General features: G+C 51.5%; 26 protein-coding genes. 12 read left to right on the top strand and 14 right to left on the bottom strand.

Going from position 1 to position 26,004, the window contains the following annotated elements; genetic code table 11:
• The 11 genes from HN413_10210 to HN413_10160 all read left to right on the top strand — a co-directional run.
• On the top strand, positions 1–2,311 hold a 2,311-nt coding region (locus HN413_10210), incomplete at its 5' end, for a YfhO family protein (protein MBT3390774.1).
• Between the two features lie 100 nt (positions 2,312–2,411).
• Positions 2,412–2,588 (top strand): 50S ribosomal protein L34, encoded by a 177-nt coding sequence (rpmH, locus tag HN413_10205; protein MBT3390773.1) that lies wholly within the window; start codon positions 2,412–2,414, stop codon positions 2,586–2,588.
• 42 nt (positions 2,589–2,630) lie between these two features.
• On the top strand, positions 2,631–2,987 hold the full coding sequence (gene rnpA / locus HN413_10200; protein MBT3390772.1) for a ribonuclease P protein component: 357 nt from the start codon (positions 2,631–2,633) through the stop codon (positions 2,985–2,987).
• Positions 2,977–3,297 (top strand): membrane protein insertion efficiency factor YidD, encoded by a 321-nt coding sequence (gene yidD / locus HN413_10195; protein MBT3390771.1) that lies wholly within the window; start codon positions 2,977–2,979, stop codon positions 3,295–3,297. The genes rnpA and yidD overlap by 11 nt, the downstream gene beginning before the upstream one ends.
• 70 nt (positions 3,298–3,367) lie before the next feature.
• Positions 3,368–4,453: a PQQ-binding-like beta-propeller repeat protein gene (locus HN413_10190; protein MBT3390770.1), complete on the top strand. Its 1,086-nt coding sequence runs from the start codon at positions 3,368–3,370 to the stop codon at positions 4,451–4,453.
• A gap of 104 nt (positions 4,454–4,557) precedes the next feature.
• The gene (locus tag HN413_10185; protein MBT3390769.1) at positions 4,558–5,319 is read left to right on the top strand and encodes a membrane protein insertase YidC; all 762 of its coding nucleotides are present in this window, start codon (positions 4,558–4,560) and stop codon (positions 5,317–5,319) included.
• 14 nt (positions 5,320–5,333) lie between these two features.
• The gene (locus HN413_10180) at positions 5,334–6,086 is read left to right on the top strand and encodes a KH domain-containing protein (protein MBT3390768.1); all 753 of its coding nucleotides are present in this window, start codon (positions 5,334–5,336) and stop codon (positions 6,084–6,086) included.
• A 109-nt stretch (positions 6,087–6,195) separates the two neighbouring features.
• On the top strand, positions 6,196–7,020 hold the full coding sequence (locus HN413_10175) for a ribokinase (protein MBT3390767.1): 825 nt from the start codon (positions 6,196–6,198) through the stop codon (positions 7,018–7,020).
• 57 nt (positions 7,021–7,077) lie between these two features.
• The gene (locus HN413_10170; protein ID MBT3390766.1) at positions 7,078–7,866 is read left to right on the top strand and encodes a ParA family protein; all 789 of its coding nucleotides are present in this window, start codon (positions 7,078–7,080) and stop codon (positions 7,864–7,866) included.
• Positions 7,867–7,945: 79 nt separating this feature from the next.
• Positions 7,946–8,821: a ParB/RepB/Spo0J family partition protein gene (locus HN413_10165; GenBank protein MBT3390765.1), complete on the top strand. Its 876-nt coding sequence runs from the start codon at positions 7,946–7,948 to the stop codon at positions 8,819–8,821.
• 5 nt (positions 8,822–8,826) lie between these two features.
• Positions 8,827–10,455, top strand: a complete 1,629-nt coding sequence (locus HN413_10160; protein MBT3390764.1) for an amidohydrolase — start codon at positions 8,827–8,829, stop codon at positions 10,453–10,455.
• Positions 10,456–10,463: 8 nt separating this feature from the next.
• Here the strand turns inward: HN413_10160 and HN413_10155 are convergent, their stop codons facing one another.
• The 13 genes from HN413_10155 to HN413_10095 form a co-directional block, all read right to left on the bottom strand.
• Positions 10,464–11,117: a hypothetical protein gene (locus HN413_10155; GenBank protein MBT3390763.1), complete on the bottom strand. Its 654-nt coding sequence runs from the start codon at positions 11,115–11,117 to the stop codon at positions 10,464–10,466.
• The gene (gene rfbB, locus HN413_10150) at positions 11,101–12,168 is read right to left on the bottom strand and encodes a dTDP-glucose 4,6-dehydratase (protein MBT3390762.1); all 1,068 of its coding nucleotides are present in this window, start codon (positions 12,166–12,168) and stop codon (positions 11,101–11,103) included. Before rfbB ends, HN413_10155 begins: the two co-directional genes overlap by 17 nt.
• Positions 12,169–12,194: 26 nt before the next feature.
• Positions 12,195–13,346, bottom strand: coding sequence for a methyltransferase domain-containing protein (locus tag HN413_10145; GenBank protein MBT3390761.1), 1,152 nt, complete (start codon positions 13,344–13,346; stop codon positions 12,195–12,197).
• A gap of 289 nt (positions 13,347–13,635) precedes the next feature.
• A complete protein-coding gene (locus HN413_10140; protein MBT3390760.1) occupies positions 13,636–14,823 on the bottom strand; it encodes a methyltransferase domain-containing protein in 1,188 nt (395 codons plus the stop codon).
• Positions 14,820–15,935: a hypothetical protein gene (locus HN413_10135; protein ID MBT3390759.1), complete on the bottom strand. Its 1,116-nt coding sequence runs from the start codon at positions 15,933–15,935 to the stop codon at positions 14,820–14,822. The genes HN413_10140 and HN413_10135 overlap by 4 nt, the downstream gene beginning before the upstream one ends.
• A 96-nt stretch (positions 15,936–16,031) precedes the next feature.
• Positions 16,032–16,625, bottom strand: a complete 594-nt coding sequence (locus tag HN413_10130) for a class I SAM-dependent methyltransferase (protein ID MBT3390758.1) — start codon at positions 16,623–16,625, stop codon at positions 16,032–16,034.
• Between the two features lie 23 nt (positions 16,626–16,648).
• Positions 16,649–17,731 (bottom strand): hypothetical protein, encoded by a 1,083-nt coding sequence (locus HN413_10125; protein ID MBT3390757.1) that lies wholly within the window; start codon positions 17,729–17,731, stop codon positions 16,649–16,651.
• Positions 17,732–17,745: 14 nt separating this feature from the next.
• Positions 17,746–18,813 carry an alpha/beta fold hydrolase gene (locus tag HN413_10120; protein MBT3390756.1) on the bottom strand — a complete coding sequence of 356 codons (1,068 nt, stop codon included), beginning with the start codon at positions 18,811–18,813 and terminating at the stop codon, positions 17,746–17,748.
• Between the two features lie 51 nt (positions 18,814–18,864).
• On the bottom strand, positions 18,865–20,097 hold the full coding sequence (locus tag HN413_10115) for a class I SAM-dependent methyltransferase (GenBank protein MBT3390755.1): 1,233 nt from the start codon (positions 20,095–20,097) through the stop codon (positions 18,865–18,867).
• Between the two features lie 126 nt (positions 20,098–20,223).
• Positions 20,224–21,246, bottom strand: coding sequence for an SDR family oxidoreductase (locus HN413_10110; protein ID MBT3390754.1), 1,023 nt, complete (start codon positions 21,244–21,246; stop codon positions 20,224–20,226).
• A 100-nt stretch (positions 21,247–21,346) separates the two neighbouring features.
• Positions 21,347–22,117, bottom strand: coding sequence for a glucose-1-phosphate cytidylyltransferase (gene rfbF / locus HN413_10105; protein MBT3390753.1), 771 nt, complete (start codon positions 22,115–22,117; stop codon positions 21,347–21,349).
• Entirely contained in the window at positions 22,114–22,440 is a 327-nt protein-coding gene (locus tag HN413_10100; GenBank protein ID MBT3390752.1) for an antibiotic biosynthesis monooxygenase, read from the bottom strand. The genes rfbF and HN413_10100 overlap by 4 nt, the downstream gene beginning before the upstream one ends.
• A 22-nt stretch (positions 22,441–22,462) precedes the next feature.
• Positions 22,463–23,359 carry a glycosyltransferase family 2 protein gene (locus HN413_10095; GenBank protein MBT3390751.1) on the bottom strand — a complete coding sequence of 299 codons (897 nt, stop codon included), beginning with the start codon at positions 23,357–23,359 and terminating at the stop codon, positions 22,463–22,465.
• A gap of 184 nt (positions 23,360–23,543) precedes the next feature.
• Here HN413_10095 and HN413_10090 point away from each other — a divergent pair, with 184 nt between their 5' ends.
• On the top strand, positions 23,544–24,761 hold the full coding sequence (locus HN413_10090) for a hypothetical protein (GenBank protein MBT3390750.1): 1,218 nt from the start codon (positions 23,544–23,546) through the stop codon (positions 24,759–24,761).
• On the opposite strand, the gene HN413_10085 is transcribed toward HN413_10090, so the two are convergent.
• On the bottom strand, positions 24,748–25,869 hold the full coding sequence (locus HN413_10085) for a glycosyltransferase family 4 protein (GenBank protein ID MBT3390749.1): 1,122 nt from the start codon (positions 25,867–25,869) through the stop codon (positions 24,748–24,750). The genes HN413_10090 and HN413_10085 overlap by 14 nt on opposite strands.
• Positions 25,870–26,004: the final 135 nt, after the last annotated feature.

Here is a 26,004-nt window from a genome sequence, read left to right as displayed (position 1 = left end):
CGTTATGACTATTAAGAAACTCTTCCAACTGCCTTATCTCCCCATCACACTCGCTCCGATTGCCTTGTTCTCGCCATTGCTCTTTGGCGGCAAAGTGCTATTTTGGGGCACGCCGGGCTTGCAGTTCATGCCCTGGTGGACATTTGCCTGGGAGACCCTTCTCGATGGACATCTGCCGCTCTGGAATCCGCTGCTCGGGATGGGCGCGCCGCTGCTGGCAAATTATCAGTCGGCATTGTTTTACCCGGCCACCTGGATATATCTGCTGTTTTATGCGCTCGGCGGCCTCAGTGCGATGGCCTGGGCGCAAGCGCTGGTGCTGACATTGCACCTGATCTTATCCGGCTGGGGGATGGCGAAACTGACCCGTCGTCTCGGCTGGGATCCATTGGCGCAATCTGTGGCCGGGCTGGCGTATGCCCTTTCGGGCTATCTGGTGGCGCGTGCTTGGTTTGCCAGTATCAACGCCACGGCGGCCTGGCTTCCCTGGGCATTGCTGGCGGCCTATGCGGCAGTCGAGCGGCCCTCCCTGCGCCGCTGGGCGCATCTCAGCCTCGTGCTGGGTGTGCAATTGTTGGCTGGTCATGCGCAGACCGCCTGGTATACGTGGCTGCTCACCGGAGCGTGGATTCTCTTTTGGGCCTGGACGCGCGCTGACAATCTCCGACGTTGGCGCGCGGTGCTTAAGGCCGCGGGTAGCTATCTGCTGGCCGGGCTGGGCAGTGCGGCGCTGGCCGCGGTTCAACTGCTGCCCACCGCCGAATATCTGCTGCAATCGCAGCGCGCCACCGCGGTTGACGCCGAATTTGCGCTCAACTATTCGTTTTGGCCGTGGCGCTTTATCACGCTGATCGCTCCGAATTTCTTTGGCAACCCTGCTCACGGCGATTATTGGGGCTATGGCAATTTCTGGGAAGATGCCGTGTATATCGGGTTGCTGCCGTTATTATTGGCATTGGGCACGCTCGCGCGCCGACGGGTAAAAAACAATAATGAGCAATCGCTAATCGCCAATCTTCAATTGTCAAGCGTATGTTTTTTTGCTGCTATCATTCTTGTTGCCTTCCTTCTCGCCCTCGGTAAAAACACCCCTGTTTTTCCCTGGCTGTATCAACATATCCCGACCTTCGATATGTTCCAGGCGCCGACGCGCTTCTCTTTATGGGCGGTGGTTGCGCTGGTGTTGTTGGCTGCGCTGGGTGTGCAATTTTGGCGCAGACCCGAGGGCCGCGGCCTGTATTGGACGCGTTTGGGCACGGCGGGCGCGTTTGCTGTCAGTATGGGAGCCGGGCTGGCCTATTTTAATATGGGCGCAGTCAGCCCTACCTTCATCCGGGCTACGGCGCTGGCGGGCCTGTGGGGTCTGGGGGCTGGGGCGCTATCGCTGACCGCGCCGCCGCATACCCACGCAGGCCGCACTCGAATCTGGCAATGGCTGGTCGTTTTGTGGATTACCGCGGATTTGCTTTTTGCCGGATGGGGCCTCAATCCTGGTACCAATCCGGAGTTTTATACACACTCCGTCCCGGCTGTGGATGGGCGTATCTATCTTCCCGCCGAGCAAGAATACGCCTTTAAGTACGAACGCTTTTTGCGCTTCGATACTTTTGATTCTGGTGAAAACTGGCTCGACCTGCGCGCCGCCCAACTGCCTAATCTGAACTTGCTCACTGGGCAGGCATCGGTTAATAATTTTGATCCCTTTGTGCCGGGGCGCTATGCCCGCTGGATGGATGCGCTGGAGGGGTTGGATGCCAACTCAAAAGAGCGCATACTGAACTTGATGGCGGTGGCTGCCACTGAGCAGGTGGTCGCGGAACGCGGCTATAGCGTGAGTTTTGCGCCCCGAGGTTTGGTCAGCCGTTTTAGCTGGGTGCCGTGCGCTGTGCCCGCTATAGATGCAGAAGATGCCTGGGCGCAGACCTTTTCTGGCGAGATCAACTTTGGGGATACGATTGTCCTTGAAGGCTTGGAATCCGCCCCGAGCCGCGTATGCGATTCCACGTTGGGGCAGGTGACTCTCGAAGATGAGCACCCCAATTTTGTGCAATTTTCCATTAAAAGCCGGGCGCCCGGCTGGCTTTTAATGGCCGATGTGTGGTATCCGGGCTGGCGCGCCTGGGTGGATGGCGAGCCGGTTGATGTGTTGCAAGCCAATTATCTGTTTCGTGCGGTTGAAGTACCTGCGGGGGCACAGCGCGTCGAATTCAGGTATCAGCCGCTTTCATTTTATATTGGCTTCTTCGTGAGCGTGTTTGCCTGGGTTGGGCTTGGTTGGAAGCTGCGCTCAAGTCGTCAAAAATCCGTTTGACCAGAAAAAACTCATACGGTATAATCACGCTTCGGCTTTAAAGTAGGTGTTCAGCAAACTCTGAACCACAGAATTGAATTACAGAAGTAGGTAATGTATTATGCCCAAACGAACGTATCAACCCAAAAAACGTCGTCGAGTCCGCGTGCATGGTTTCCGCTCTCGAATGTCCACTCGTGGAGGGCGCGATGTTCTCAAGCGTCGTCGCGCTAAAGGCCGCTATCGCCTGACGGTGAAAATGAACGAGCATGTTAAGAAAGTTAACTGGAAGAGCTAACCCGCATTTGGGCTGGCTATCACCTCCGCCACTGGTGCAGGGGTGAAGCGCAAATTTCGTCTGACGAAGGCAACTGATTTTGAGCGGGTGCGGCGTTCTGGCAAGTCCTATGCCCACCCGCTTGTTGTGTTAGTTATCTCTCCTAACGAGCTTCAAATTTCCAGATTTGGCGTTTCAGCGAGTAAAGCGGTGGGCAATGCTGTCCAGCGCAATCGGGTGAAACGCCAGCTTCGCGAAATTATTCGCAGCGAAATGGGCCATATCTCGCCGGGTTGTGATGCGCTTGCGATTGCCAGAAGCAAAATAACTCAAGCCAGTTTTGCGGAAATTCATCAGGCGCTTGAGCATTTGCTCACGAAGGCTGGCCTGATTTCTATTGAAAACACCAATGTCAACTGACTTTTATTTGAACGATACAGGGCCACTAGATGCAGGACCGCACTTAAATAGTGAAGAACCGCGTTTGCGCGATCTGCCATTAACGCTTGGAAATCTCCCGCGTGTGCCGTTGTTGGCCTTCATTCGTTTATATCAGATGACGCTCTCGCGCGCCTTGCCACCGAATACATGCCGCTTTTATCCATCTTGTTCGCATTATGGATACCAGGCAATCTATAAATATGGCGCGTTGCGCGGCAGTTTGATGGCGGTGTGGCGCGTTTTGCGTTGCAACCCTTTCAATCCGGGCGGCGTTGATCTGGTGCCATGAGCGAATACTAATATAGTGTGATTGGAGGCGATCTCCTGACATACTATGATTTCAAAACACAATCTAAAATATGAAAACAAAATCAATCTTGACGATCCTGACCTTGTTAATTCTTGCGATTGCCTTGAGCGCGTGCACCGGGGGGCGCACTGTTGTTGCTTCGGGCTGGGCGAGCGTTGTAGCCGATGAGGATACAGCTTATTTTGCTTACAATAATTATGTGTACGCGATAAACCTGGCAAACGGCAGCGAACGCTGGCGTTATCCCAACGAGCCGGACGCCGCGGTAACGTTTTATTCCACGCCCGCGCTGACACCGGACGGGCAGTTGGTTATCGGCGGTTATAACCACACGTTGTATAGCCTGGATCCGAAAACCGGAGCTTTAAACTGGACCTATGACGAATCTACCGGACGCTATATCGACAGCCCGTTGATTACAGCGAATGGAATTTTTGCCCCATCTACGGATAAAAACCTCTATGCGATTGGCTTCAACGGTTTACCCCTGCGCGAGCCATTTGCGACCGAAAAAGAGCTTTGGGCAACCCCTGGAACTGATACGCAGTGCGAATGTATGTTTGTACCCTCAATGGATCACCGCATTTATTCGGTGAATGCGACAACCGGCGTACAGCATTGGGTTACGGATGATTTGGGCGGCGCTATCGTTGGCACGCCCGCGTTGAGCGAGGATCGTATGCTGTATATTGGCACGTTTGCCAATACGATGATTGCTCTCGATGCCGACAACGGCGGTGAACTCTGGCACTTTGATGCGCAAGACTGGGTCTGGGGTGGGCCGGCGATTAACGGCGACGCGCTTTATTTTGGCGATCTGAGCGGTGCTTTTTACGCCCTCGACCGCCAGACGGGCGAAATGCTCTGGAAGGTCGCACCGGGTACGGGTTCTATCGTGGATACGCCCCTGGTTGTGGATGACATGATCTACTTCACCGCTGAGGAAGGTCTGCTGGTGGCGGTTCAAGCGGATGGCTCGATTAGTTGGCAAAAAACATTTGAAGGCAACACCTATGCCAGCCCGGCTGCCGCTGGAGACCTGATCCTGGTCACAACTTCCCAGCCCGAAGCATTGGTTGTAGCTTATGATGCCAACGGTGCCCAAAAATGGACGTTCTCAGACGCCGGCGAGTAATCATAAATAATTAGCGAAAAGCCACAGATGAATGCGGATAAAGAAAAGACCAAAAATCCGCGTTGATCTGTTTTCATCCGCGTTTTTCTCAAAGGAACACGATTATGTGGGATTCTTTCATCAGTATCATGATTAATATCCTGCTCTATATTTATGCTTTTATAGGGCAGAACTTTGGCATTGCCATCATCTTGTTCACTATTCTCATTCGGTTGGTGCTCTACCCGCTGAATGCGCAACAGGTCAAGCAGAGTGGCGCATTGCAGGATTTGCAAAAATCAAAAAAATGGCAAGAAATTCAGAAAAAATACAAAGACAACAAAGAAAAACTTGCCCAAGAGCAAATGGCACTTTATAAGGAAATGGGCGTCAACCCCTTTGGCTCGTGCTTGCCAACCTTAATTCAGTTCCCGATCATCATTGGCCTGTATCAGGCCATCATCCGCGCCCTGGCTGTCAGTCCGGTGCAGTTGCTCAATCTCAGCCATCATATCTCCGGCGGGGCAGACCTCATTCCGCTCAACAATCATTTCTTGTGGATGGACCTCAGCTTGCCCGAAAAAGACTTTGGCTTGGCAATTGCCGGTTTTGGCATCCCGATTTTGGCAATTGTCGTCGTCGTCACCAGCTATCTGCAAACCAAATTGATGACCCCGCCGAGCACTGGCAGCGCCAATGATCAAAGCGCCCAGATGACCAAAGCGATGGGTTTATATATGCCCATTTTTATGGGCTGGCTGGCGTATAGCTTCTCATCAGGTTTGGCGTTATATTTTGTTGTCAGCAACCTGGCTACGATTGGGCAATATGCGCTCATGGGACGGCTCGATTGGAATAATATTCTGCCTCAACGAGCATCAAAATAATAGGGAGAAAATTCATGTCGGAAAAACACGCTACCCTCGAAGTCATCGCCCCATCGATAGACGAAGCGATTGAAAAAGGTCTTTCCGATTTGGGCCTTGTCCGCGCGGCTGTGGATGTAAAAGTGTTGGATGAAGGCAGTACCGGTTTATTTGGATTGGGTTCGCGACAGGCGCGCATTATGCTGATTGTCAAGGACGATGCGGAACCTGTACCCGCGGCGGTTTCAGCGAAAGAAGCCGATACCAGCTCCTCGACAGAATCTACCGCATCGGTCGCGTCATCCGAAGATCAAGCATACACTTTGCAGCTCGTCCATGATATATTGCGCGATCTGCTCGACAAAATGCACCTCGAAGACACCAAAATCGACACCTATCTGGGCGAGCCTTATGGCCCCCTCGACCGCGTCCCCGTGCACGCCGATATTTCAGGTGATGACCTTAGCGTTTTAATTGGCAGCCGCGGCGAAACGCTTGAAGCATTGCAGTATATCGCCCGTCTGATGCTCGGCAAAGAGCTGGAGCGAGCCATGCCGCTGGTAATTGATGTCGAAGGTTTTCGCCAGCGCCGTTCGCAGCAAATTAGCCGTCTGGCGCGGCGCGTGGCTGAACAAGTCGCTCAGACTGGCCGCAGCCAATCGCTGGAACCGATGCCCGCCAATGAGCGTCGGATTGCACACCTGGAATTGCAAGATGACAGTAGTGTATATACCGAGAGCGTTGGCACAGGCCGCAATCGCAAGGTTGTCATTTACCAGCGTAGTTGAAATCAGATGACAGGTGTCCACCAGAGCCTGTCGCTTTTTTACCGAGCAGGGTGTTTGCGTGGATCCCAGGCGCACACCCTGCTTTGCTTAACTCAGGTATAATTTAGCCATGCTCCGCCCTCCCAGCGTTGAAGCCATTGACTATTTGATTGTTGGGCATATTGCGCTCGATATTACTCCGCATGGTTTGCGCCTCGGCGGTACGGCAGCGTATTCGGCATTAACCGCCCGGGCATTGGGCCAGCGTGTCGGGCTGGTGACTTCTTGGGGCGCTGGCGAGCAATTTGGTTTGTTGCTTGAACGGGGTGTGCAGATTCTTAGCATCCCCGCAGAAAAAACAACCATCTTCGAGAATATTGCCACACCCCACGGACGCATCCAGCGGATTGAAAGCATTGCCCAGCCCCTTACACTGGATGTGATTCCTGCCGAATGGCGCATTGCGCCGTTGGTTCATCTGGCGCCGATTGCGCAGGAAATTGAACCCGAAATAGCCAACGAATTTCCAGAGAGTTTGGTACTGGCAACGGTGCAAGGTTGGCTGCGTCGGTGGGATGCCGCTGGGCATATTTCGCCCGCCGATTGGCGTAATAGCCTCCCGGCGCTACAGAAGAAGGGCGTGATTGTGATGAGTGAGGAAGATGTCCAGTACGACGAAGCAGTAATTGCCGCAATGGCCGCTGAAGCTCACCATCTTGTAGTGACTTGTGGTTCTTCTGGCGCACGCGTTTTTATTGCTGGAGAACAGTATCCAATCGCGGCGCCCTCGATTGCGGAAGTAGATGCTACGGGCGCTGGCGATATTTTCGCTGCTGCATATGCTATTCATTACCAGCGCACGCAAGACCCGTTTGAAGCGGCAGTGTTTGCGAATCGATTGGCGGCAGACTCGGTGACGCGTTGCGGTTTAGCGAGTATTCCCCTTGAAGTTTGAAGATGAAGGCTTCCTGTTCACGGTAGCAAAAACCCAAAAGATAAAAAGGTGTACTGTATGGGATTGATTTACGCAATTGCCAACCAAAAAGGCGGCGTTGGCAAAACTACAACAGCGATCAACCTGGGGGCTTTCCTGTCGGAGAATGGACAGCGAGTTTTATTGGTGGATATTGACCCGCAGGCCAATGCCACCTCCTCGATTGGCGTGGACAAGGAGAATATCAAAGGCGGCACGTATGAAGTCTTGATCGATAAGGCTGCCCCCGAAAAGCTGATTCTGCATAACCCGCGTCTCCATATGGATTTACTTCCAGCAAATCCCGGTTTGGCAGGGGCGAGTGTAGAACTGGTGGATGCAGAACATCGTGAACAACGCCTGCGTTCAGGATTAGAAAAACTGAAGGATAAATATGACTATATCCTTATCGATTGCCCACCTTCATTGGGTCTGTTAACCATCAATGGGCTCGTGGCGGCCAACGACGGCGTGATTATTCCGGTGCAGTGCGAATATTTAGCGCTGGAGGGGTTGGGCCAGTTGGTGCAAACGTTGAATCGTATCCGCAGCACGGTTGCCCCGCAACTCAAAATTCGCGGTGTATTGATGACCATGTTTGACTCGCGCACCAACCTTTCGAGCGATGTTGTCGAAGAAGTGCGCAAATATTTCCCCGATCAGGTATTTGATGCCGTTATCACGCGCAGCGTTCGCCTGGCTGAAGCGCCCTCCTATGGAATTCCAATTTCGCTCTACGATCGCAACTCGGCAGGCGGGAAAGCCTATCAGGCGGCAGCCAAAGAATTGCTGACTAAAGATCGTGTGGCGGTTCCGGCCAAATTGTAAATAGAACCGAAAGTAGCTCGTCTGCCAGATTTTTTAGGACAGACACTTTTTTCGGAAGGATTGTTGAAAGGTGCTGAATATGACATCTCCACGTAAACGCTCAGGCCTGGGTAAAGGTTTAGACGCGTTGATTCCGATGGATGCGCTACCGTCTGCTTCGGTGGATCTCGCCGCGGGGGTAGTTGAAGTTCCGGTGAGCCAGATCAGCCCCAACCCTCGTCAGCCGCGCGTCCACTTCAAGCCAACTGGAATCGCCGAGCTGGCTGCATCCATTCGTGAACACGGCATCATCCAGCCGCTAATCGTTACCCGCGATGAACAAACTACGGGTTATATTCTCGTTGCCGGAGAGCGGCGTTTGCTGGCTTCCAAAGAAGCGGGGCTGGAAAAAGTGCCCGTGGTGGTGCGCGAGGCCACCGATCAGCAGCGATTAGAGTTGGCGTTAATCGAAAATGTGCAGCGCGCCGATCTCAGCCCGCTGGAAACTGCCGATGCCTACCAGCAACTGGTGGACGAATTCGGCCTGGCGCACGCCGAAATCGCCGAGCGCGTGGGCAAAAGCCGCGTGGCGGTGACCAACACGCTGCGCTTGCTCAATCTGCCGCCCAGTGCCAAACAAGCCTTGCTGGAAGAAAAAATCAGCGAGGGCCACGCGCGGGCGTTATTAGCCCTATCTACATCGCAAAGCCAGGCCGCAGCCTTGCAAACCGTGATCGATAAAAAACTCAGCGTGCGCCAAACCGAGGAACTGGTCCGTAAATTGAGTGGAGAGAAACCACCCCTGCGCGAGCGTCCGGTGCCGCCGCCGGAAGTGGTTGAACTCGAAGAGCGTTTGCGTTCAGCCCTGGGCACAAAAGTCAGCATGAAGCACGGCAACAAGGGTGGCACCATCACCGTGCATTATTATTCCAATGAAGAGCTGGATGCATTGCTGATGAAATTTTTGGGGGATTAATACGCATGGTGAAAATTCTTTATAATGCGGATATCTATACCCTGAACCCGGAGATGCCGCGCGCTTCGGCGATTGCCATCGACCGGGGCGTGATTCTGGCGCTGGGGGATGATGATTTACGGACTCAGTTTGGGGCTGGCGCGCAAACCCAAAACATGGGCGGCGCCCCGCTGATCCCTGGCCTGACGGATGCGCATATTCACATGCAGCATTACGCTCAAAGTTTGCAATATGTCGATTGTGAAGTTGACTCCCTGGAAAAATGTTTGCAACGTGTCGCCGAGCGCGCCGCGGTTTCCGCGCCTGGCGAGTGGATTCTGGGCCACGGCTGGAATCAAAATAATTGGGGCTTGCCCAACGAAGGCGGGTTCCCGACTGCCGCACAGTTGGATGCCGTCGCCCCGCAGCATCCAGTCTATCTGACGGCGAAGTCGCTGCACGCGGGTTGGGCGAATAGCGCCGCGTTATGTGCGGCAAAAATTAGCGCTCAGACACTCAACCCTGAAGATGGCGAGTTTCAACGCGATCCGCACGGCGCGCCAACCGGGATATTATTGGAAGGCGCGATGACCTTGTTGGCGCGGATCATTCCTGAACCTTCGGGCGATGAACTGGCCGAGATGCTTTTGCAAGCGCAAGCGCAGTTATTTGCGTTCGGAATAACTGGAGTACACGATTTCGATCGCCGCGCTTGTTTTGATGCTTTGCAACGGCTGCATCAACGCGATGCGCTAAAATTACGCGTGGTCAAAAATATCCCTGTGGAAGATTTGCCCTATGCCGTTGGCCTGGGTTTGCGCTGGGGTTTCGGCGACGATCGGCTGCGCATTGGCGGCGTGAAGGCTTTTGGCGATGGTGCTTTGGGGCCGCGCACAGCGGCGATGTTACAACCCTATGAGGGCGAAGCCGAAAACCGCGGTATGCTGCTGCTCGATGCCGAGCAAATTGTTGAATTCGGTCAGCAGGCGGTTGCCAATGGTTTGCCGCTAACCATTCACGCAATCGGCGACCGGACGAATCATGAAGTGGTGGATGCCTTTGAAGCCCTGCGCAAATACGAAAAAAGTTTGGCGCATAGCCATCCGTCTCCCGACCTCCATCCCCCGTCGTCTTTGCGCCACCGCATTGAGCACGTGCAAATCATTCACCCCGATGACGCTCCTCGTCTGGCTGAATTGGGCATTATTGCATCCATGCAGCCAATTCATGCCACTTCAGATATGTACATGGCCGACCGTAACCTGGGGCAGCGTGCCACAAATGGCTATACCTGGCAGGATCAGTTAGCGTACGGGACGGTATTGGCCTTCGGCTCCGATGCACCGGTCGAGTCGCCGAATCCGTTTTGGGGATTGCATGCCGCCGTCACCCGCCGCCGCCGGGATGGCAGCCCTGGGCCGGATGGCTGGTTCCCCGCGCAGCGCATCAGTCTTATAGAAGCCCTGCGCGCCTATACCTTCGGTGCGGCCTACGCAGCGGGGATAGAAGATCGCCTGGGAGTACTCGCGCCGGGTTATCATGCCGACCTTCTGGTGTTAGATACAAATCCTTTTACCTGTGAAGCGGACGGGCTGCACGAAATTCTACCCCTCAGCACCATGATTGCCGGTGAATGGGTGTATTCGGCTAAATAAAACGGAGGCTATTTTGTCGAGCTTTCATCCACCCCGAACAGGTAAGCGTAGATCAAACTCATCACAACCATTTCACCCCCCTCTTCCAATCCGCCCATAATTTCATAAACTAGCTGTGTATCAAAAATCCGCCGGATGCCGATGTGCAGCAGATCAACCCCTAATGCAAAAACCATCAACAGGGCGAATAACCACAGCAACGTGCGCGTAACGGACTGCTCTTCGGGCGCGCTTCTTCGGTAGCTTATCCCTATAAAAAGCATTGTTGGAATTCCGATCATTAGGTAGAGAGCCAATTCCCCCAGCTTGACTTTGTATGCCAGCGGCCAGTCGAAGGGCATTAAATTAGTACTCAGGCTCCCGGCGATACTCTCATGAAACGTCATCACGTTATTGAGCAAAATGAAGCCAAACAGCAGCAGCCAAACGGCATAGACTATTTTTCGTCGCCGGATGAACAAATAAACTAAAAGTACAGCGATCCAAACCCCTTTGATGTCCTGATAAATTTCGGCATAGCCTTTGTTCTGCTCAAGCGAGAACAAATACGAGGAAACCAGATTGGTGCTGAATTTAAGAATGTGGGCAACGATGAAAATGGCATCAATCAGTAGCAGCGAGAACAGCAGACGATATTCTTTTTTCTCAAGATCGATGCGCATAATTTTGCTGCATCCATTGGTTGTATTGTTGCTGCTTGCGGATTTTAGCCACCCACTCAGCGTTGGCGAGATACCAGTCTACAGTTTTTTCAAGCCCGCTGACAAGCGCTTGCCGCGGCTGCCAACCCAATTCCGTTTGGATTTTGCGCATATCAATTGCATAGCGCCGATCGTGCCCGGGGCGGTCGGTGACGTATTCAATCAACTGCGCGTGGGGTTTGTGCGGCGAAGCAGGCAAGCGCGCATCGAGGATGTTGCACAACGTTTGGATAATCTCCAAATTTGTGGGTTGGTTGTCGCCGCCGACATTATAGTCTTCACCGATCCGCCCCTGGCGCAGTACCAACGCAATCGCCTCGCAATGGTCTTCCACATAAAGCCAATCCCGAATTTGTTGCCCATCCCCATAAACAGGCAATGGCTTACCTTCCAGCGCGTTCAAAATCATTAGCGGAATCAATTTTTCGGGGAATTGGTGTGGCCCGTAATTGTTGGAGCAGTTGGTCAGTGTGGTTGGCAGCCCGTAGGTGTGATGGTAAGCCCGCACCAGATGGTCGCTGGCGGCTTTAGAAGCCGCGTAGGGCGAATTAGGCTGGTAGGGCGTGGTCTCGGCGAAGGGAGGATCGTCCGGGGCGAGAGAGCCAAATACCTCATCGGTGGAAATGTGATGAAAGCGCGCCTGCCCGGAAATCCATTTGCGCTCGCGCAGCCAGAAATCTTTAGCCGCTTCCAGCAAGGTAAAGGTGCCCACGATATTGGTTTGGATAAATTGCTCCGGTCCGAGAATCGAGCGATCGACATGCGATTCGGCGGCGAAATGCACAATCGTGTCAATCTCGTGCTGGCGCAGCAAATCGTCAACCTGGGCGCGGTCGCAAATATCTCCCTGAATAAACGTATGCCGTTCTTCGCCGGGCAATGCTTCGAGATTCGCCCGGCTGCCGGCGTAGGTCAGTGCGTCAAGATTAATAACCTGTAAATCAGGTTCGTTTTTCAGGAGTTGGCGCACGAAATTTGAGCCGATGAATCCGGCGCCGCCAGTAATGAGAATGTTTTTCACAGCGTTTCCTTATTTATTCATGCAAAGTAGATTTTTGTCCGCACGCCAATGGCCTCAACTTGCGAACGAATTTCGCGCGCATAGAGCGGATTGAGCAGAATTATACCGTCAGGCTGGTATTTTTTGAGCGCGTTGGGGGAAATAATTTCTTGCCCGGTGCGCGGGATGAATAAGCCTTGTTTGCGGGGATTGATATCTACGATGAATTCGATGGGAGGGTTTTTATCAAAGGAATTCAGGAAGGTTACGCCCTTGGAGCCAGCGCCCCACAGGACAACTTTTTGAGCTGATTCTGCGAAATGATGGATTTTCTGCACCCAGTGGGAAACCTTTTCGGCGCAGCGTTGCTTGAAGGTGGCAACCAATTCCCGGGCGAGTCCGCTTTGAGGAGGAGAAGGCGCGGCAAAAGCCGGATTTCTCTTAGGGTGTGCTTCAAGCGCCAGGAACTGTTTTCCATAAACTTCATCCAGCCGCATGACGGAGAACTCACCGCGCTCGAAGATATATTGCAGCGAAGTCGGCGTAAAAAGCGAAGGATGCTCGTAGATCACATCCCAGATACCCAGATCGCGCAGCGTGTAAAGCGCATTGGGCACTTCGAAGAAAAGCGGGGTGTTGGCCGCGCGTACCAGCGCCAATAATTCGGCAGGCGCGGCGAGATGCTCCAGCACATGGCGGCAAACAACAAAATCAATCGGCAGAGTGAGATGCGTTGCGTCAAAATAACCGCGCACAAAGTGCAGATTTTCTGCAACAATACCTTGTTCAGCGTCATAGGCTGGATCAAAACCGCGGCCGCGATTTTCGCCCAGATCGCAGATTAATTTGAGAAAATCCCCGCCACCGCAGCCGATTTCAAGAATATCCTTGTTGTGCAGATTATGCCGCTGAATGAGTTCTGTCGCGATACCGCGGGCGTATTCCCGAAAGCGTGCCGAATGGAAGAGTGAATTTTCATACTCAGGGTCGTAGGCAGTCAGCACCTCGTCAAAGGCACGATTGAAAATATGGCTGCAGTTTTCGCAGTAGACCAGGTCAATCTCCCCGATGGGCGCGGTCAGCGCAGCCGCGCGGCTGCCGTACAGACGATTACAGTGGACAGGCGTTTCCTGGATGTGCAGAATCTCGCTATACGTTGGGTGTTCGCAAACCGGGCAGTGTGTGAGCATAGGGGTTATCACAGAGCGCACAATATGTAGAATCTATCATAAAATTCGAAATAGATATGCCAATAATACAAATATATTGTAGCGGTCAACATGATTTTGAACAGTCTTGTCATTCCGAGCAAAGCGAGGAATCCCTGTGGGGTTGAGTTTATTCGAACCCGCATAGGCAAAGAATGATGCAGCGTACCAGGGATTCTTCGTTGCTTCGCTCCTCAGAATGACATATTCTCAAATCTATCCAAATAAATTTTCGGATAGACAGTTATTATTTCTCTGTCATCTGAATAATCTAAAAAGATGTTGTAATCGATAGAATATCAGGAACCAGCCCCAGAGTTTTCAGGCTTTGTCGAATTTCGGGGATGTAAATTGGATTTAGCACAATTACCACATCGGGGGGCGAGTCTTTCAGGTCTTCCGGCGCAATGATTTCGTGCCCGCTTCCGGCAGTGAAGGTGCCACGTTTGTGCGGGTTGATATCTACACAGTATTCAATTTCGTTACCGATGCCCAGCGTGGTGAGAAAAGCGACTGCTTTCGAGCCGCCGCCCCAAAGCATTACGCGTTGGCGCTGGTGTTGTTTTTTGGCCAGAAAATTTCGCCAGCCAGATAAGCGCCGGGCGATATGTTGTTGAAAGAAAGTGACCTTGCTGCGCGGATTGTTTGCAGGTTTAGCGAGGGTCGGGATCGCGGGGGTAGAAAGCCTGGCCTCGATCATCAGGTATTGGTTGTCATAGGCGCGCTCCAGGCGCAGCACTTCAAATCCGCAGCGTTGGAAAAGATTTCTCAGCGAGTTTGCCGTGAAGTAGGAACAGTGTTCGTAATAAATATCCCAAAAGGCGATTTCCTCGAGCACGCGGTTGGTATCTGGCACCTGGAAATATACTAACGCCTGTGGAGAATTGGTCAACGCGGCGCGCACCATATCCACAAATTCAGCCACATTGCCAATATGCTCCAGGGTCATCTTGCAGATAACAAAGTCGGCGTGGTGATGAGCATACTGTTCGGAATAAAAATCTCTTATAAAGCGAATCTTCTCGCTGTGAGCCACGCGCCCAGCCTGATGAGCAGGATCAAACCCCAGGCCGCGGTTTCCGCCCATCCCGCAAATATGACTGAGAAATTCCCCCATGCCGCAGCCAATCTCGATGATTTCTTTTCCGCGCAAATCGTGGCGGTCAATTAATTCTTGCGCCAATTGGTGGGAAAAATGGTCGAATGTGGGCGAATAGCTCTGTGTGCTTTCATATTCGGCGTGATAATTTTGCAAAGCCGGATTATAGGCCGTATTGAAGATGAATCCGCATTGTTCGCAAAAAGCCAGTTGGATTGCCCCGGTTGGGTACTCCAGGGCTTCTTGCCGACTTTTGTGCAGCAATACGCTGTGCGTGGGTGCGCGCTCAACGCGGTAGAAGATCTGTGTTTCTGTGGAGCGGCACGCCGGGCAATTGTTGGCAATTTGAAGATGGGTCATTTGGCTTGTAAAATTTCATCCAAATAGTGGTGGGCTTTAGTCGAAAAATAGGGACGCATGAGTTGATATGCACCCAGCGCAAGTATTCTTTTTACTCCTGTCATCTTCAGGGCGCGGTTTTTATACCAATACATAGATCGCAGCATTCCGGTGGCGCTATACAAGGCGTTGAAGCGCCGGTCCAGCGATATGTCCGTGAAATAGCCTTTGAAGAATTGTTCTCGCAGTCTTCGTAGGTAGGCTTGCGGCAGCAAAAACCCGAAGCTGCTGATTAGTGTTTTTTGAACATCAATATCGGTAAATAATTGTAGAATATCAAAATACAGCGGCCTACGCTCCCGGAAACTTGGATCGAAATCCAAAACGATTACTTGTCCATTGGACGATAAGAGAATATTGGTGAGATGAAAATCACTGTGTGTTAGTGTGTAGTAGACTGGGCAGTCCTTCAATGCCGATAATGCTGCCTTGAATTTTTTCTTCAGGGATTGCATATCTCCGTGTGAGACCTGAATTTCTGCGATTTGACGGAAGCGCATTTCCAGATGTTCGGATAGATCGCGCGTGTCAAAAGGCTGCAATTGCACGTCGCCCAAAGCTTGATGGTAGAGGCGCAGCCACTTTCCGGCGAGATGAATTGCTTTTGCGAAACGCTGGCGGATATTTGGAAAACCCAGGCGCATATCTGGCCGGTAAAGGATTTTGCGAAATGACACAACAGCTTCTACTTCATGCATCACAATCGCGTTCCAGCGCGGTAAATAGGCGATGGCCTGAATATAACCAAGTTGAGGGTCGTCTTGATCGCGGATGGCTTTCGCCATCACTTGCAGGGCTTCAAATTCTTGTTGTGCGGCGAACCTTAATTCGGTATCCTGTATGGCCGCTGGCAGGTCGCTGCGTTCCTCATAGTCCTGGATTTTAGCGCGTATGCGGACAACTTGCCAATTGGAAAGCATTACATCGTATAAAAACGCGTATGAAAAAGCATAGCGGATTGTGATTGGGGCAAGGCGTACCAATTGGGCTTGCTCTCCAAACCAATCGGGTATTTGCTGGCAGAGGGCGTTGCTAAGTTGCTGGATGATAATCTGTTCGTCAGAGTTGAGCATAATTTTTCAGGGCAGGGGGGGTGATTACAATATCACCAAACGTAGCATCAATATGATGGGCGACCAGAAGAGTGGAGCCGTTTTCCGGAGCGAGCGCTAAGCAAGAACTTTGCGCAGCATATATTGTGATCGGAAAGTTTTTACCAGCGTTAATGGCGCTGTCTCAAGAATTTCTTGCACCGCTCTTTTTACTGGATAGTCGAATTCTTTTCCCCAGGTGTAATCGTCACCGGAAATATATCCGCCGGGTTTGATTTTTGGAAAATACTGCTTGAGGTCTTGCAAAACATGTTCGTAGGTATGGTTTGCATCAAGATATACCCAGTCGAGTGTTTCGTCAGAGAGTTGGGTAACAGCTTCATGCGAAAAGGCTCTAATTACTTCGACATTGGGCAGATCGCCAAATTGCTCTTTGATTTGGGTGAACATCTCTTCATAAGCCGGTTGTTGATTGGCGATGACTATAGATTTTTCCGAAGCGAAAGCTGGTTGAAATTCCCAACAGTCGATTAAATATAATTTTGCAGGCTGTGTATATTTGAGTATCAAGCTGCTAAATTCACCCTTCCAAACCCCCACCTCTGCACAGACTGCGTTTTTGGGGAGACTTTTGAGCAACAACAGGCGGTTTCTGGCTCTTGTTCGGAACAAACGATGGTAAAGGTTTTTCCAGTGCATATTTTTCATCAAAGGCTGGCTCTTTTTGGTGTTGATTATGGCAGGGGGGCTACTTCCAAATCGCCAAAGACAATATCGGCGTGATGGGCAACAAGGAGCACGGAACCGCTGCGTGGCCCCGAGTCGCCCTGAATGCCTTTCAGCGTCCATTCTTCAGGCTCGGAGTGGTCGGCTTTCCAAAGTTTGAGTTGATATATCTGACTATTTTCGGATGTTGTTTCAACGGCCATGCGTAAATAATACCATTCACCTAATAATAAATCGATTTCTTCGGCCACATCTAGAGTAGTATCTTGATACCCTCGCAATAATAGACGTTCATCTTTCCCATATAAATCCCATTTATACCAGACGGCAGCGCCCGAATCCCACCATCCACAGCGCGGTTGTTCACATTTCACAGGTTCATCAGAGTGTCCATTCCAGCGCATGATTATCCCGAAACCGGCTCCGTTGCTGGAAGAGTCCATAGGGTCAATGCTGTAAACGATAAACGGTACAAGAATTTCAATATCTTGCCAGGTTTGGTCCCCCAGAGCGACTACCCGGTCGTAGCTAATTGTTGATGGCTGAAGCCCGTTTTCATTGAACTGCCAAAGGCCATCAACGACTTGGACTGCATCACTTAGCTGTGATATTGAATCCCAGTTGATCGAATAGGGTAGCGCCCACGAAATTCCGTTGGTAAAGTCAATCTGGATCGCTTCAACGAATTTGTTTCCGTTTCGATAAGAAGCAATTACATCAACCTGATTTTTTCCAGGCTTTAACCAATCGATGGAAATCTCGATATTAAAGTCACCTTTGCATGCCAGCCGTCGCTCATCTGGACCTAGATTGATAGTGTGTTCTTCGCCGCTATTCAATGAGTAGGTCAGCGATGCAATTTCGCCTGGATTATGAACACGTCCCAAGATATTAGCCCAGCGTTGGGGTTTGCCAAGTTGCCCGAAAAGTTGTTGCGAGCCATACCAAATATGGATATCGGATCCATTTTCTTTCATCACAGGAATAGTAGTTAAACACCCTGGGTCAGGGATTTCGCCTACTAGCTTGTCAAGCTGGGGGAGTGACAACAAGCCAGCCAGAACCGCTATTATGATTAGAGAACGTGCCATCGGATGTGGTTTCATTATCGAGAGAAGGCTATCTCAAAGAAATCCAGCATACGCTGACTATACTCTTCGGGGACAACCACCGGGCCGCCGACATGCCAGGCGTTGTCGATATGCCAGATTTCGGCATTTGGCCCCACGATGGCCGCATATTTCTGGCTGACGCGGCTTTCAAAATCATCCAGGCCGCCAGCGATGATGACCATTTTGATGTGATTGAATTCAGGCAGTATTTCCACAAAACTGGGCGGAGCTGAGCGACGAAAGTGAACTTGAGCCATTTTCAGGATCATGGCGTTAATTACGGTGGCAAATTTTTCGCCAAGATTTTCTGCTTGGGGGAAATCGGCAATTTGCTGCGCCTGAATGCCATCCAGCCACATCGCGTGGAATCGCTCCGGCGCGAGATGGGCAGCGTTGAGGGCGATATGCCCCCCACCGGAGAGTCCCACGATGCCAATTTTAGTAGAATCAACCTCCGGGTGGGATTCCAGGCCGTCGAGCACAGCCAGCAAATCGGGGCCTTCAACCCAGCCCATTGCCACCACTTCGCCGTCCGATTCACCCAACGCGCGTTGATCGTAGAGCAGCACGCCATAACCCGCCTGAATGAATTGACGGGCGTGCCAGGCGGTTCCGGTGCGATCGCCGTGCGCGCCATGCAGCAACACAATCACCGCTCCGGTTATTTCCTGCGGCGGCACATACCAACCCGACAGCATAAGGCCGTCGGCGGTTTGGATGTGAATTTTTTCATATTCTGCCGCGCCGTAGTCCAGCGGTGTTTCACAGCAGATGGAGTGATGATTGGGCAGTGAATTGGTATAAACGTAGGCGTAGGGGCCGAATATAAGCATGGCCAAAGGGATCTCGAGCAGCACGAATAGTAATACTCGCCGCCGGTAAAGCCAATGTTCGGCGTTCAGGTGGCTAAAGAGTAGTTCTGCGCCAGCGCCCAGTACCAAGCCAGTTATCAAGCCCACGAGGACACTGATGCCGGGACGAAAGATATAATAACCAATCAGCGCGCCAAAAATTGAGCCAACCAGAGCGTTGAAGATGGGAAAGTGGAGTTTTTGTTTCATAATATCTTTGCTGTCTTGACTATTGAGCTTTGTTATCGAATATCAATGCGATTATTGTAGAATCTCTGGTTCGGGAATGGGGATAATAAATTTGCCGCCGCGGGCGCGATATTCGCTTTGCTGCTGAATAATCTCATCAGCAAAGTTCCAGGCCAGCAGCAATACAAAGTCGGGTTGATCTTCGAGCAGGTATTCCACTGGACGAATGGACAGATGATTGCCGCCCATGAAACGCCCGTGCTTGAACGGATTCAAGTCTACGATGTAATCGAGATGGCGTTTGTCGATGCCACAGTATCTCATCAGGGTGGTGGCTTTGGCGGCAGCGCCATACCCGGCGATGCGCTGCCCCTTGGCACGCAAATCTTCGAGCAGCGGAATCAGCTTTGAGCGAATCCCGCTTACCCCGGCAGCGAAATCCGCATAATAGGGCAGTAAACTTATCCCGGAGCGAACTTCATCGGCCAGCAATCCTTTTACTATTTCCGATGGCGCGGGATGATGCTCCACAAACAGCCGCAACGAACCGCCGTGTGTGGGCAAGCGGCGCACATGGTTGATGTTCAACCCGTGGCGGCGGAAAAGCCGATCAAGCGCCGTGACAGAAAAGTAGCATAGGTGCTGGTGGTAGATCGTATCGAACTCGAGTTTTTCGATCAGGTCAATCAGATAGGGAACTTCGATGACGATCACGCCGTTGGTTTTGAGCAGTGTTTTCATCCCGGCGACGAAACCGTTCAGGTCGGGGACGTGCGCCAAAACGTTGTTAGCAAGAATCACATCAGCTTGCTTGTTTTTGGCGCGGAGATGCTGCGCCAGCTCGAGGGTGAAGAATTCGCACTCGGTAGGGATGTCCGCCTTTTGAGCGGCTTCTGCCGGGCCTTGCGCCGGGTCAATACCGAGCACGGGAATGCCATGCTCAATGAAATTTTTCAGCAAATAACCATCGTTGCTGGCAAGCTCAACAACGAGACTATTGTGATTGAGTGCGCGGCTCTCGATGAGTTCGAGGGCGTTGGCGCGGCAGTGGGCCATCCAGCCCGGTGAGACGGATGAAAAATAGGGATAATCCTGGCGGAAGAGAATCTCGGGGTCAACGCTGACGCCAATTTGCACCAGCGCGCATTGCGGGCAGAAGTAGAGCGTAAGCGACGCGGTAAGTTCCGGCTCGGCGAGTTGCTCGGCGGTTAGCAGGCGGTCGGCGAGAGGCGTTTCGTCGAAGTCGATGATTTCGTGCAGGGAGTCAAATCCGCACGAGCGGCAGGTGGGAGGATGTGAGGGCATTTTAAGAATAATCCATGAAGATTACGAAGAACCACGAATATTTTTAACGCAAGGGCGCAAGGATGCAAAGCCGCCCAAGGTTTTTTGTAGTTTTTCTTTGCGTCTTTGCACCTTCGCGACTTTGCGTTAAATCCAGCGCAGATTTTCATCGAGCAGATCATCGGCGATGAGTTGGCGAATGTGGGCGATGCGTTTATAGCGCGGGCCTTCAAATTCGGCCTGCTGGATGCCGACGCGCTGATAGGCTTCGTAAAGTTCCAGCGCGCCACGGCGAATGTCCCAGGCGGGTTGGAATAGAGGCAGTTCGCGTTGAATCAGGTCGCAGTTGACACGATAGGTGCGTTTGTCCGGCCCGGCGCCGGGGGCGTATTCCACGCGGCAGCCGGGCACAGTTTGGGCGACAATTTCGGCTACATCGCGGATGCGGTAGCTCTCGGCGCTGCGCCCCACGTTGAAGGCACGGTTGTATATTTTTTCAATTGGAGCTTCAAGAATCGCCAGAAATGCGCGCGAAATATCTTCGATATGCACCAACGGGCGCCAGGGCGTTCCATCGCTCTTCAGGTAGATCAGGCCGGTGGTGTCAGCCCAGGCGACGAGGTTGTTCAGCACCAGGTCAAAGCGCAGACGCGGCGAGACACCGTAGGCGGTGGCATTGCGCAAGAAAGTCGGCGAAAAATTCTCGTCCGCCAGCAGCGCGACATCTTGCTCAACGAGCACTTTGGAGCGACCGTAAGGCGTAACCGGGTTGAACTCGCCGCTTTCATCGAGGGCTTCTTCTCCAGCGGCCCCATAAGTGCTGCACGAAGATGAGAATAGAAAGCGTTTGACTCCGGCGGCCTTTGCCAGTTCTGCCAGCCGCACCGAAGCACGGTGGTTGATTTCATAGGTCAGCGCCGGATTGAGATCGCCTAAGGGATCATTCGATAGACCCGCCAGATGAATCACCGCATCAAAACCTTTGACATCATCCAGTTCAACGTCGCGGATATCCTTGAAATTATTCAGCACCTGCGGAGAGAATTCGCCAAAGGTGCAACGGGCGTAGAGATCGCTATCCAAACCGCTGACTTCATGCCCTGCAGCCAGCAGCATGGGGGTTAAGATCGTGCCAATATAGCCAAGATGTCCGGTGACGAGTACGCGCATGGTTACTCCTGTTATTTATCGCAGAGAACGCGAAGAAGCGCGCTGAGAAAGAATAAAGAAAAACTCTTTGCGCTCTCCGCCGCCCGGTATTTTTATACCATCAGTCCCAATGTTTCCAGGGGGCAGCCCCGGAATTCCACATATTTTCGAGGATATATTTCTCGCGCAGCGTATCCATGCACTGCCAGAAAGAGCTATGTTTATAAGCCATCAGTTGACCTTCGTTGGCGAGCCGTTCAAGAGGTTCTTTTTCCCATTGTGTGCTGTCGCCTTTAATATAGTCAAAAATTTCCGGTTCCAGCACGAAGAAAGCGCCATTGATCCAGCTTTTTTGTAGTTGCGGTTTTTCGGCAAAAGCTATAACGCGATCATGATCCAAATCTAGTGAACCGTAACGCGCTGGGGGATGGACGGCAGTCACCGTAGCAAGTTTACCGTGGCTGCGATGAAAATCTACCAGCGCGGCAATATCAATATCGGCCACTCCATCGCCCCAGGTGAGCATGAAGGTTTCATCCCCGATATAGGGCTGCAGCTTTTTGATGCGCCCGCCAGTGAGTGTATTTTGGCCGGTATCCACTAGTGTTACACGCCATTTGGGCAAATTATTTTCGGTGCTTTCCACGCGCCCGCTGCGAAAATCGACCGTCAGATTACTGCCATAGGCGGCGCGCTCGACGAAATACTTTTTAATCATCTCGCCTTTGTAGCCCAGTGCGATGACAAAATCATTGAATCCGAAGTGCGCATAGATCATCATGATATGCCACAGCATCGGGTGCTCCCCGATCTCAACCAGCGGTTTAGGGCGAATCTCGGTTTCTTCGGCTAGCCGCGAGCCATAACCCCCGGCCAATATGGCAACCTTCACAGGGTGGTTTCCTCATCGAGATGTGAGATCACCACCGGGTCAAATTCGCCGCCATGTCCCTTTTTGGCGAACATCTCTTGACCCAGAACCAGCTCTTTCCAGATCAAAAAATGTGCGCTTTCCAGGTGCGCTTCACGCGCTTTGGCATCACGATAGATTTCGTACAGTGAAAAATGAGCCGGGTCTGCCTGATCCTGCAGAATATCGAAGCGCAGGAAACCAGGTTCGGTCGACATACTGGTGCGGACATTCTCAATAATCGCAGTTTTATAGGCCTCGATGTATTCAGGCTTAATATAGTGGTGAAACTGAAAAATGAGCATGGTTCTGCCTCCTGAACAGGAATTAAAGTCTTTTCAAAAACGGCCACAGAATTACCTTGAGAATATCCTTTACCAATCCGGGCGCATTCCAGGCTGCCCATTCGGCGAGATACGCGTGGCAGCACAGGTACTCTAATGCGCTCATCGTTACACGTTGGAGCGATTGGTGATACTCGTAGAGCCAGCGCCACCGGCTGAGTTGTAGGCGCCCCTTTTTGTTGGGATCAAACCAGGCTATGCGATCGCGGTAGGATGGATAGGCGCGAATAGAAACATTATCGTGGTCGCGGCGCAAAAATAGATATTCGGGTATTTCGAGAATATGGCCGCGCAAGCTTAATTCGGCCAGCAAAACCATGTCTGAGGCAACAAAGCCGCCAATTAATGGTGTTTGCGCTAAAATATCGCGGCGCATGACGCCGAAAATGGGGTTGCAAGAACGAGGTTTTCGATAAAGCCTCATAATACTGCGATAGCGCTTGCAAAGACTGTAATCGAAGAAGTCCAACTCGTCGGGATAGTGTCTGACGAATTGGCCGTCTTTGTCGATGATGGTTGTGCGTGGATACGCCAAAATAGCTTGCGGATTTTGATCGAGCGTTTCGATACACTGCTCAAAAAAAGTTGGCGCACAGATGTCGTCGTGGGCTGCCCACTTAAAATAAGGGGCTTTAGCCAATTCAAAGACACGATTATAATTCCAGGCCGCGCCTCGATTGGCAGCCTCGCGAAAATAGTGGATGCGATGATCGCCTGCAGCATAGGCTTTGCAAATGGTCTCGGTTTCGTCGGTAGATGCGTTATCCGATATGACCACGGCGAAATTATCAAAGGTTTGCGTAAGAATCGAATCCAGCGCTTCGGCGATAAACTGGGCGCCATTGAATACGGGGATTCCAATTGTGAGACGGTGTTTCATAAATGCGCAGTGAAGCTCGGAATTCAGGCTATAATTATGTTCAAAGTCTTATTGTTGCGGAGAACGGCATCCCGTATATTTAGTTCCGCGGCTTTAAAATAGAACACGGATGACGCGAATCAGGCAGTTTTCATAGTAAAGAAATTCTAGTTTAGGATACCATAACATTTCAGGAAAACATCCTATGCATTATAAAAATCAGACTAAAGTACCAGCTTTTATCGTAGCGATTGTAGCCTTGTTAATCCTGGCCGCGATCGCGGTGTTCGTGTGGGCCATTTACGACGCGTATACCCAGGAGCCTGCATCTCCTCTACCGATTGTTCAGGGAGATGGGCCGTATCTGACCGAAATGCCTGCATTCACGCCGACTCCGTATGCTTTTCAAGGACAGACATCTATTCAGTTAACCTGGTTTTCCAAGCCGCCCTTCGATGAAAATTTACAATCGCTGGTTGAAAATTATGATCTTTTGATCCTCACACAAAAAGACGAAGCTGCTCTGGACGAATTGCGCGCTTTGGGATATTCAAAATCTGTCCCGCAATATTTTCGTCTGGATGCGATCAACGATCCGGGTTCCTGCACCGATGAGCCACCCGGGAATCAGGTGGCCTATTTAGCGGGCGATTTTTGTACGATTAGCGAACAGCACCCCGACTGGTTTTTGCTGGACTCGCGTGGGCAGCGAATTTTCGAAGATACGGGGTATTATCTGATGGACCCGGGAAATGCTGAGTGGCGTCAATTCTGGCTTGAGCGCGTCGAGTTGAGTCAAACCCAAAATGGGTGGTTCGGTGTTTTTCTGGATAATGTGGACGCCAGCCTGGGGCGTGTGCAAAAACATGCTGTGATTCCCATGCGTTATCCCAATGATGGGGCTTATCAAGCCGCCGTTGAGGGATTTCTGAAATATATTTACGAGGGTTATTTTCACCCTCTGGGCAGGCCGTTGTATGCCAATATCGTGTCAAACCGTGGATTTGGTACCTGGTATAGCTATCTTAAATACCTCGATGGCGCCATGGATGAAGGTTGGGCGCTGAATTGGGGTGATGAATATTTTTCGAAATCCGAATGGGAGGACCACCTTACGCGTGCAGAAATCACCCAGGCAGATGGCAAGATCGCTTTACTGGTTTCTCCCGGCGACCGCCAGGCGTTGTTGCGCCAACAATTTGCTTTAGGTTCCTATCTTCTGGTTAATCATGGGCGCGCGTATTTCCGCTATTCGAATTCGACGGCTTATCGTGAAAACTGGTTGTTTCCGAATTATTATTACGACCTCGGTGTTCCGGTTGGGGTTCGCTATCCGGAAGGCGATCTTTGGCGGCGAGATTTCACCAAGGGGTCAGTAATTGTGGACCCGATACAGCACACGGTTGAATTCATTCTGCCTTGAGCGCGGCGAGAATATGTTGTCGAATGCGGTTGCCTACCTGCTCCCAATTATAGCGGTCTTGTGCCAACTGGTAGCCAACTTTGCCAAAGCAGGTACATTTATTCGGGTCGTCGAGTAAATTCGTTAACGCGCCGGCCAACGCGTTAACGTCGCCGGGGGCAACCAAATAGCCGTTTTTGCCAGGGATGACAAAATCGGGGATGGCACCAATTTGAGTGGCTATGATGGGCAATTGATAGGCCAGCGCTTCGATGAATACGGCTCCAAAAGGCTCTTGTTTTGTAGGCACACAGAAAATATCTGCCGCGCGGTAGTAGTCTGGCATCTCTGATGATTGCACTCGCCCAACCACTCGAATTTTGGGATGCGTAATTTCAGGTTGCGCCCCCACCAGGGTAAGCCGCGCACCAGGGTGTTTTTGCAAAACCAGGTTGAAGGCTGCCAGCAGATCAGTGCCACCCTTGCGTTCCCAATCGATTCCCACGAAGAGAATGTGCATATTAAAAACGCGTTGTTCGATTACTCGCTTTTCGTCGAGCGGGATATTGCTGCCGCCGTAAACGCAGAAAATTTTCTTGGTAGGGCAGGCATATTGCTCGATGAGCGAGCGCGAGATATTTGTGCTGCGCGTAAAAATGAGGCTGGCGTTGGTATAAATTTCTTGCTCGCAGCCAATCCACGCTGGGGCGAATAAATCTTGCTGGGCGAAGTCTGGATAATTCAGATTTTCAAGATGGGTATGATCCGTATAGATAAAGTGGGGAGTTGATGAGGAAGCAGTATCAAACAGGGATTGTAATTGAAAAGAAAACGCGTAGGGGCCGTTGTTTTTTAGAATCGATTTCGCATAGGCATTGATTTTCTTAAAAAGGTATGGCGTGCGCAAAAATGATTCTCGAAAGCCAAGCTCCCCGCGCAAGATGCGAAAACCATAATACCGGATGACCACAAAGATATTTAGGATTAGGAGCATCTTACGAGCGCGCAAAAAATCCATGAGAGTGAAGACTTCCAGTACATATTCCGGAAAGTGCTTTTCGATCACCTTAACAATGCTCTTATCGATGGGATGTGTGTCCCAAACTCGGAAAAGCGCGATTTTTTTCATTGCATCAATTATTGCTCGCGAGAAAAATACGAAAGTCAGTTGGATAGGATCGGTGTTATAGAAAAGGTGGGTGCGGGGAGCTTTGTCTCCCACACCCACCTTGTGCTATTCCACAAAATGGACGAAACTGGTCTT

The sequence above is a fragment of the Chloroflexota bacterium genome (assembly GCA_018648225.1).
GTDB lineage: Bacteria > Chloroflexota > Anaerolineae > Anaerolineales > UBA11858 > NIOZ-UU35.
This window is presented reverse-complemented; position numbering and strand designations above follow the sequence as displayed.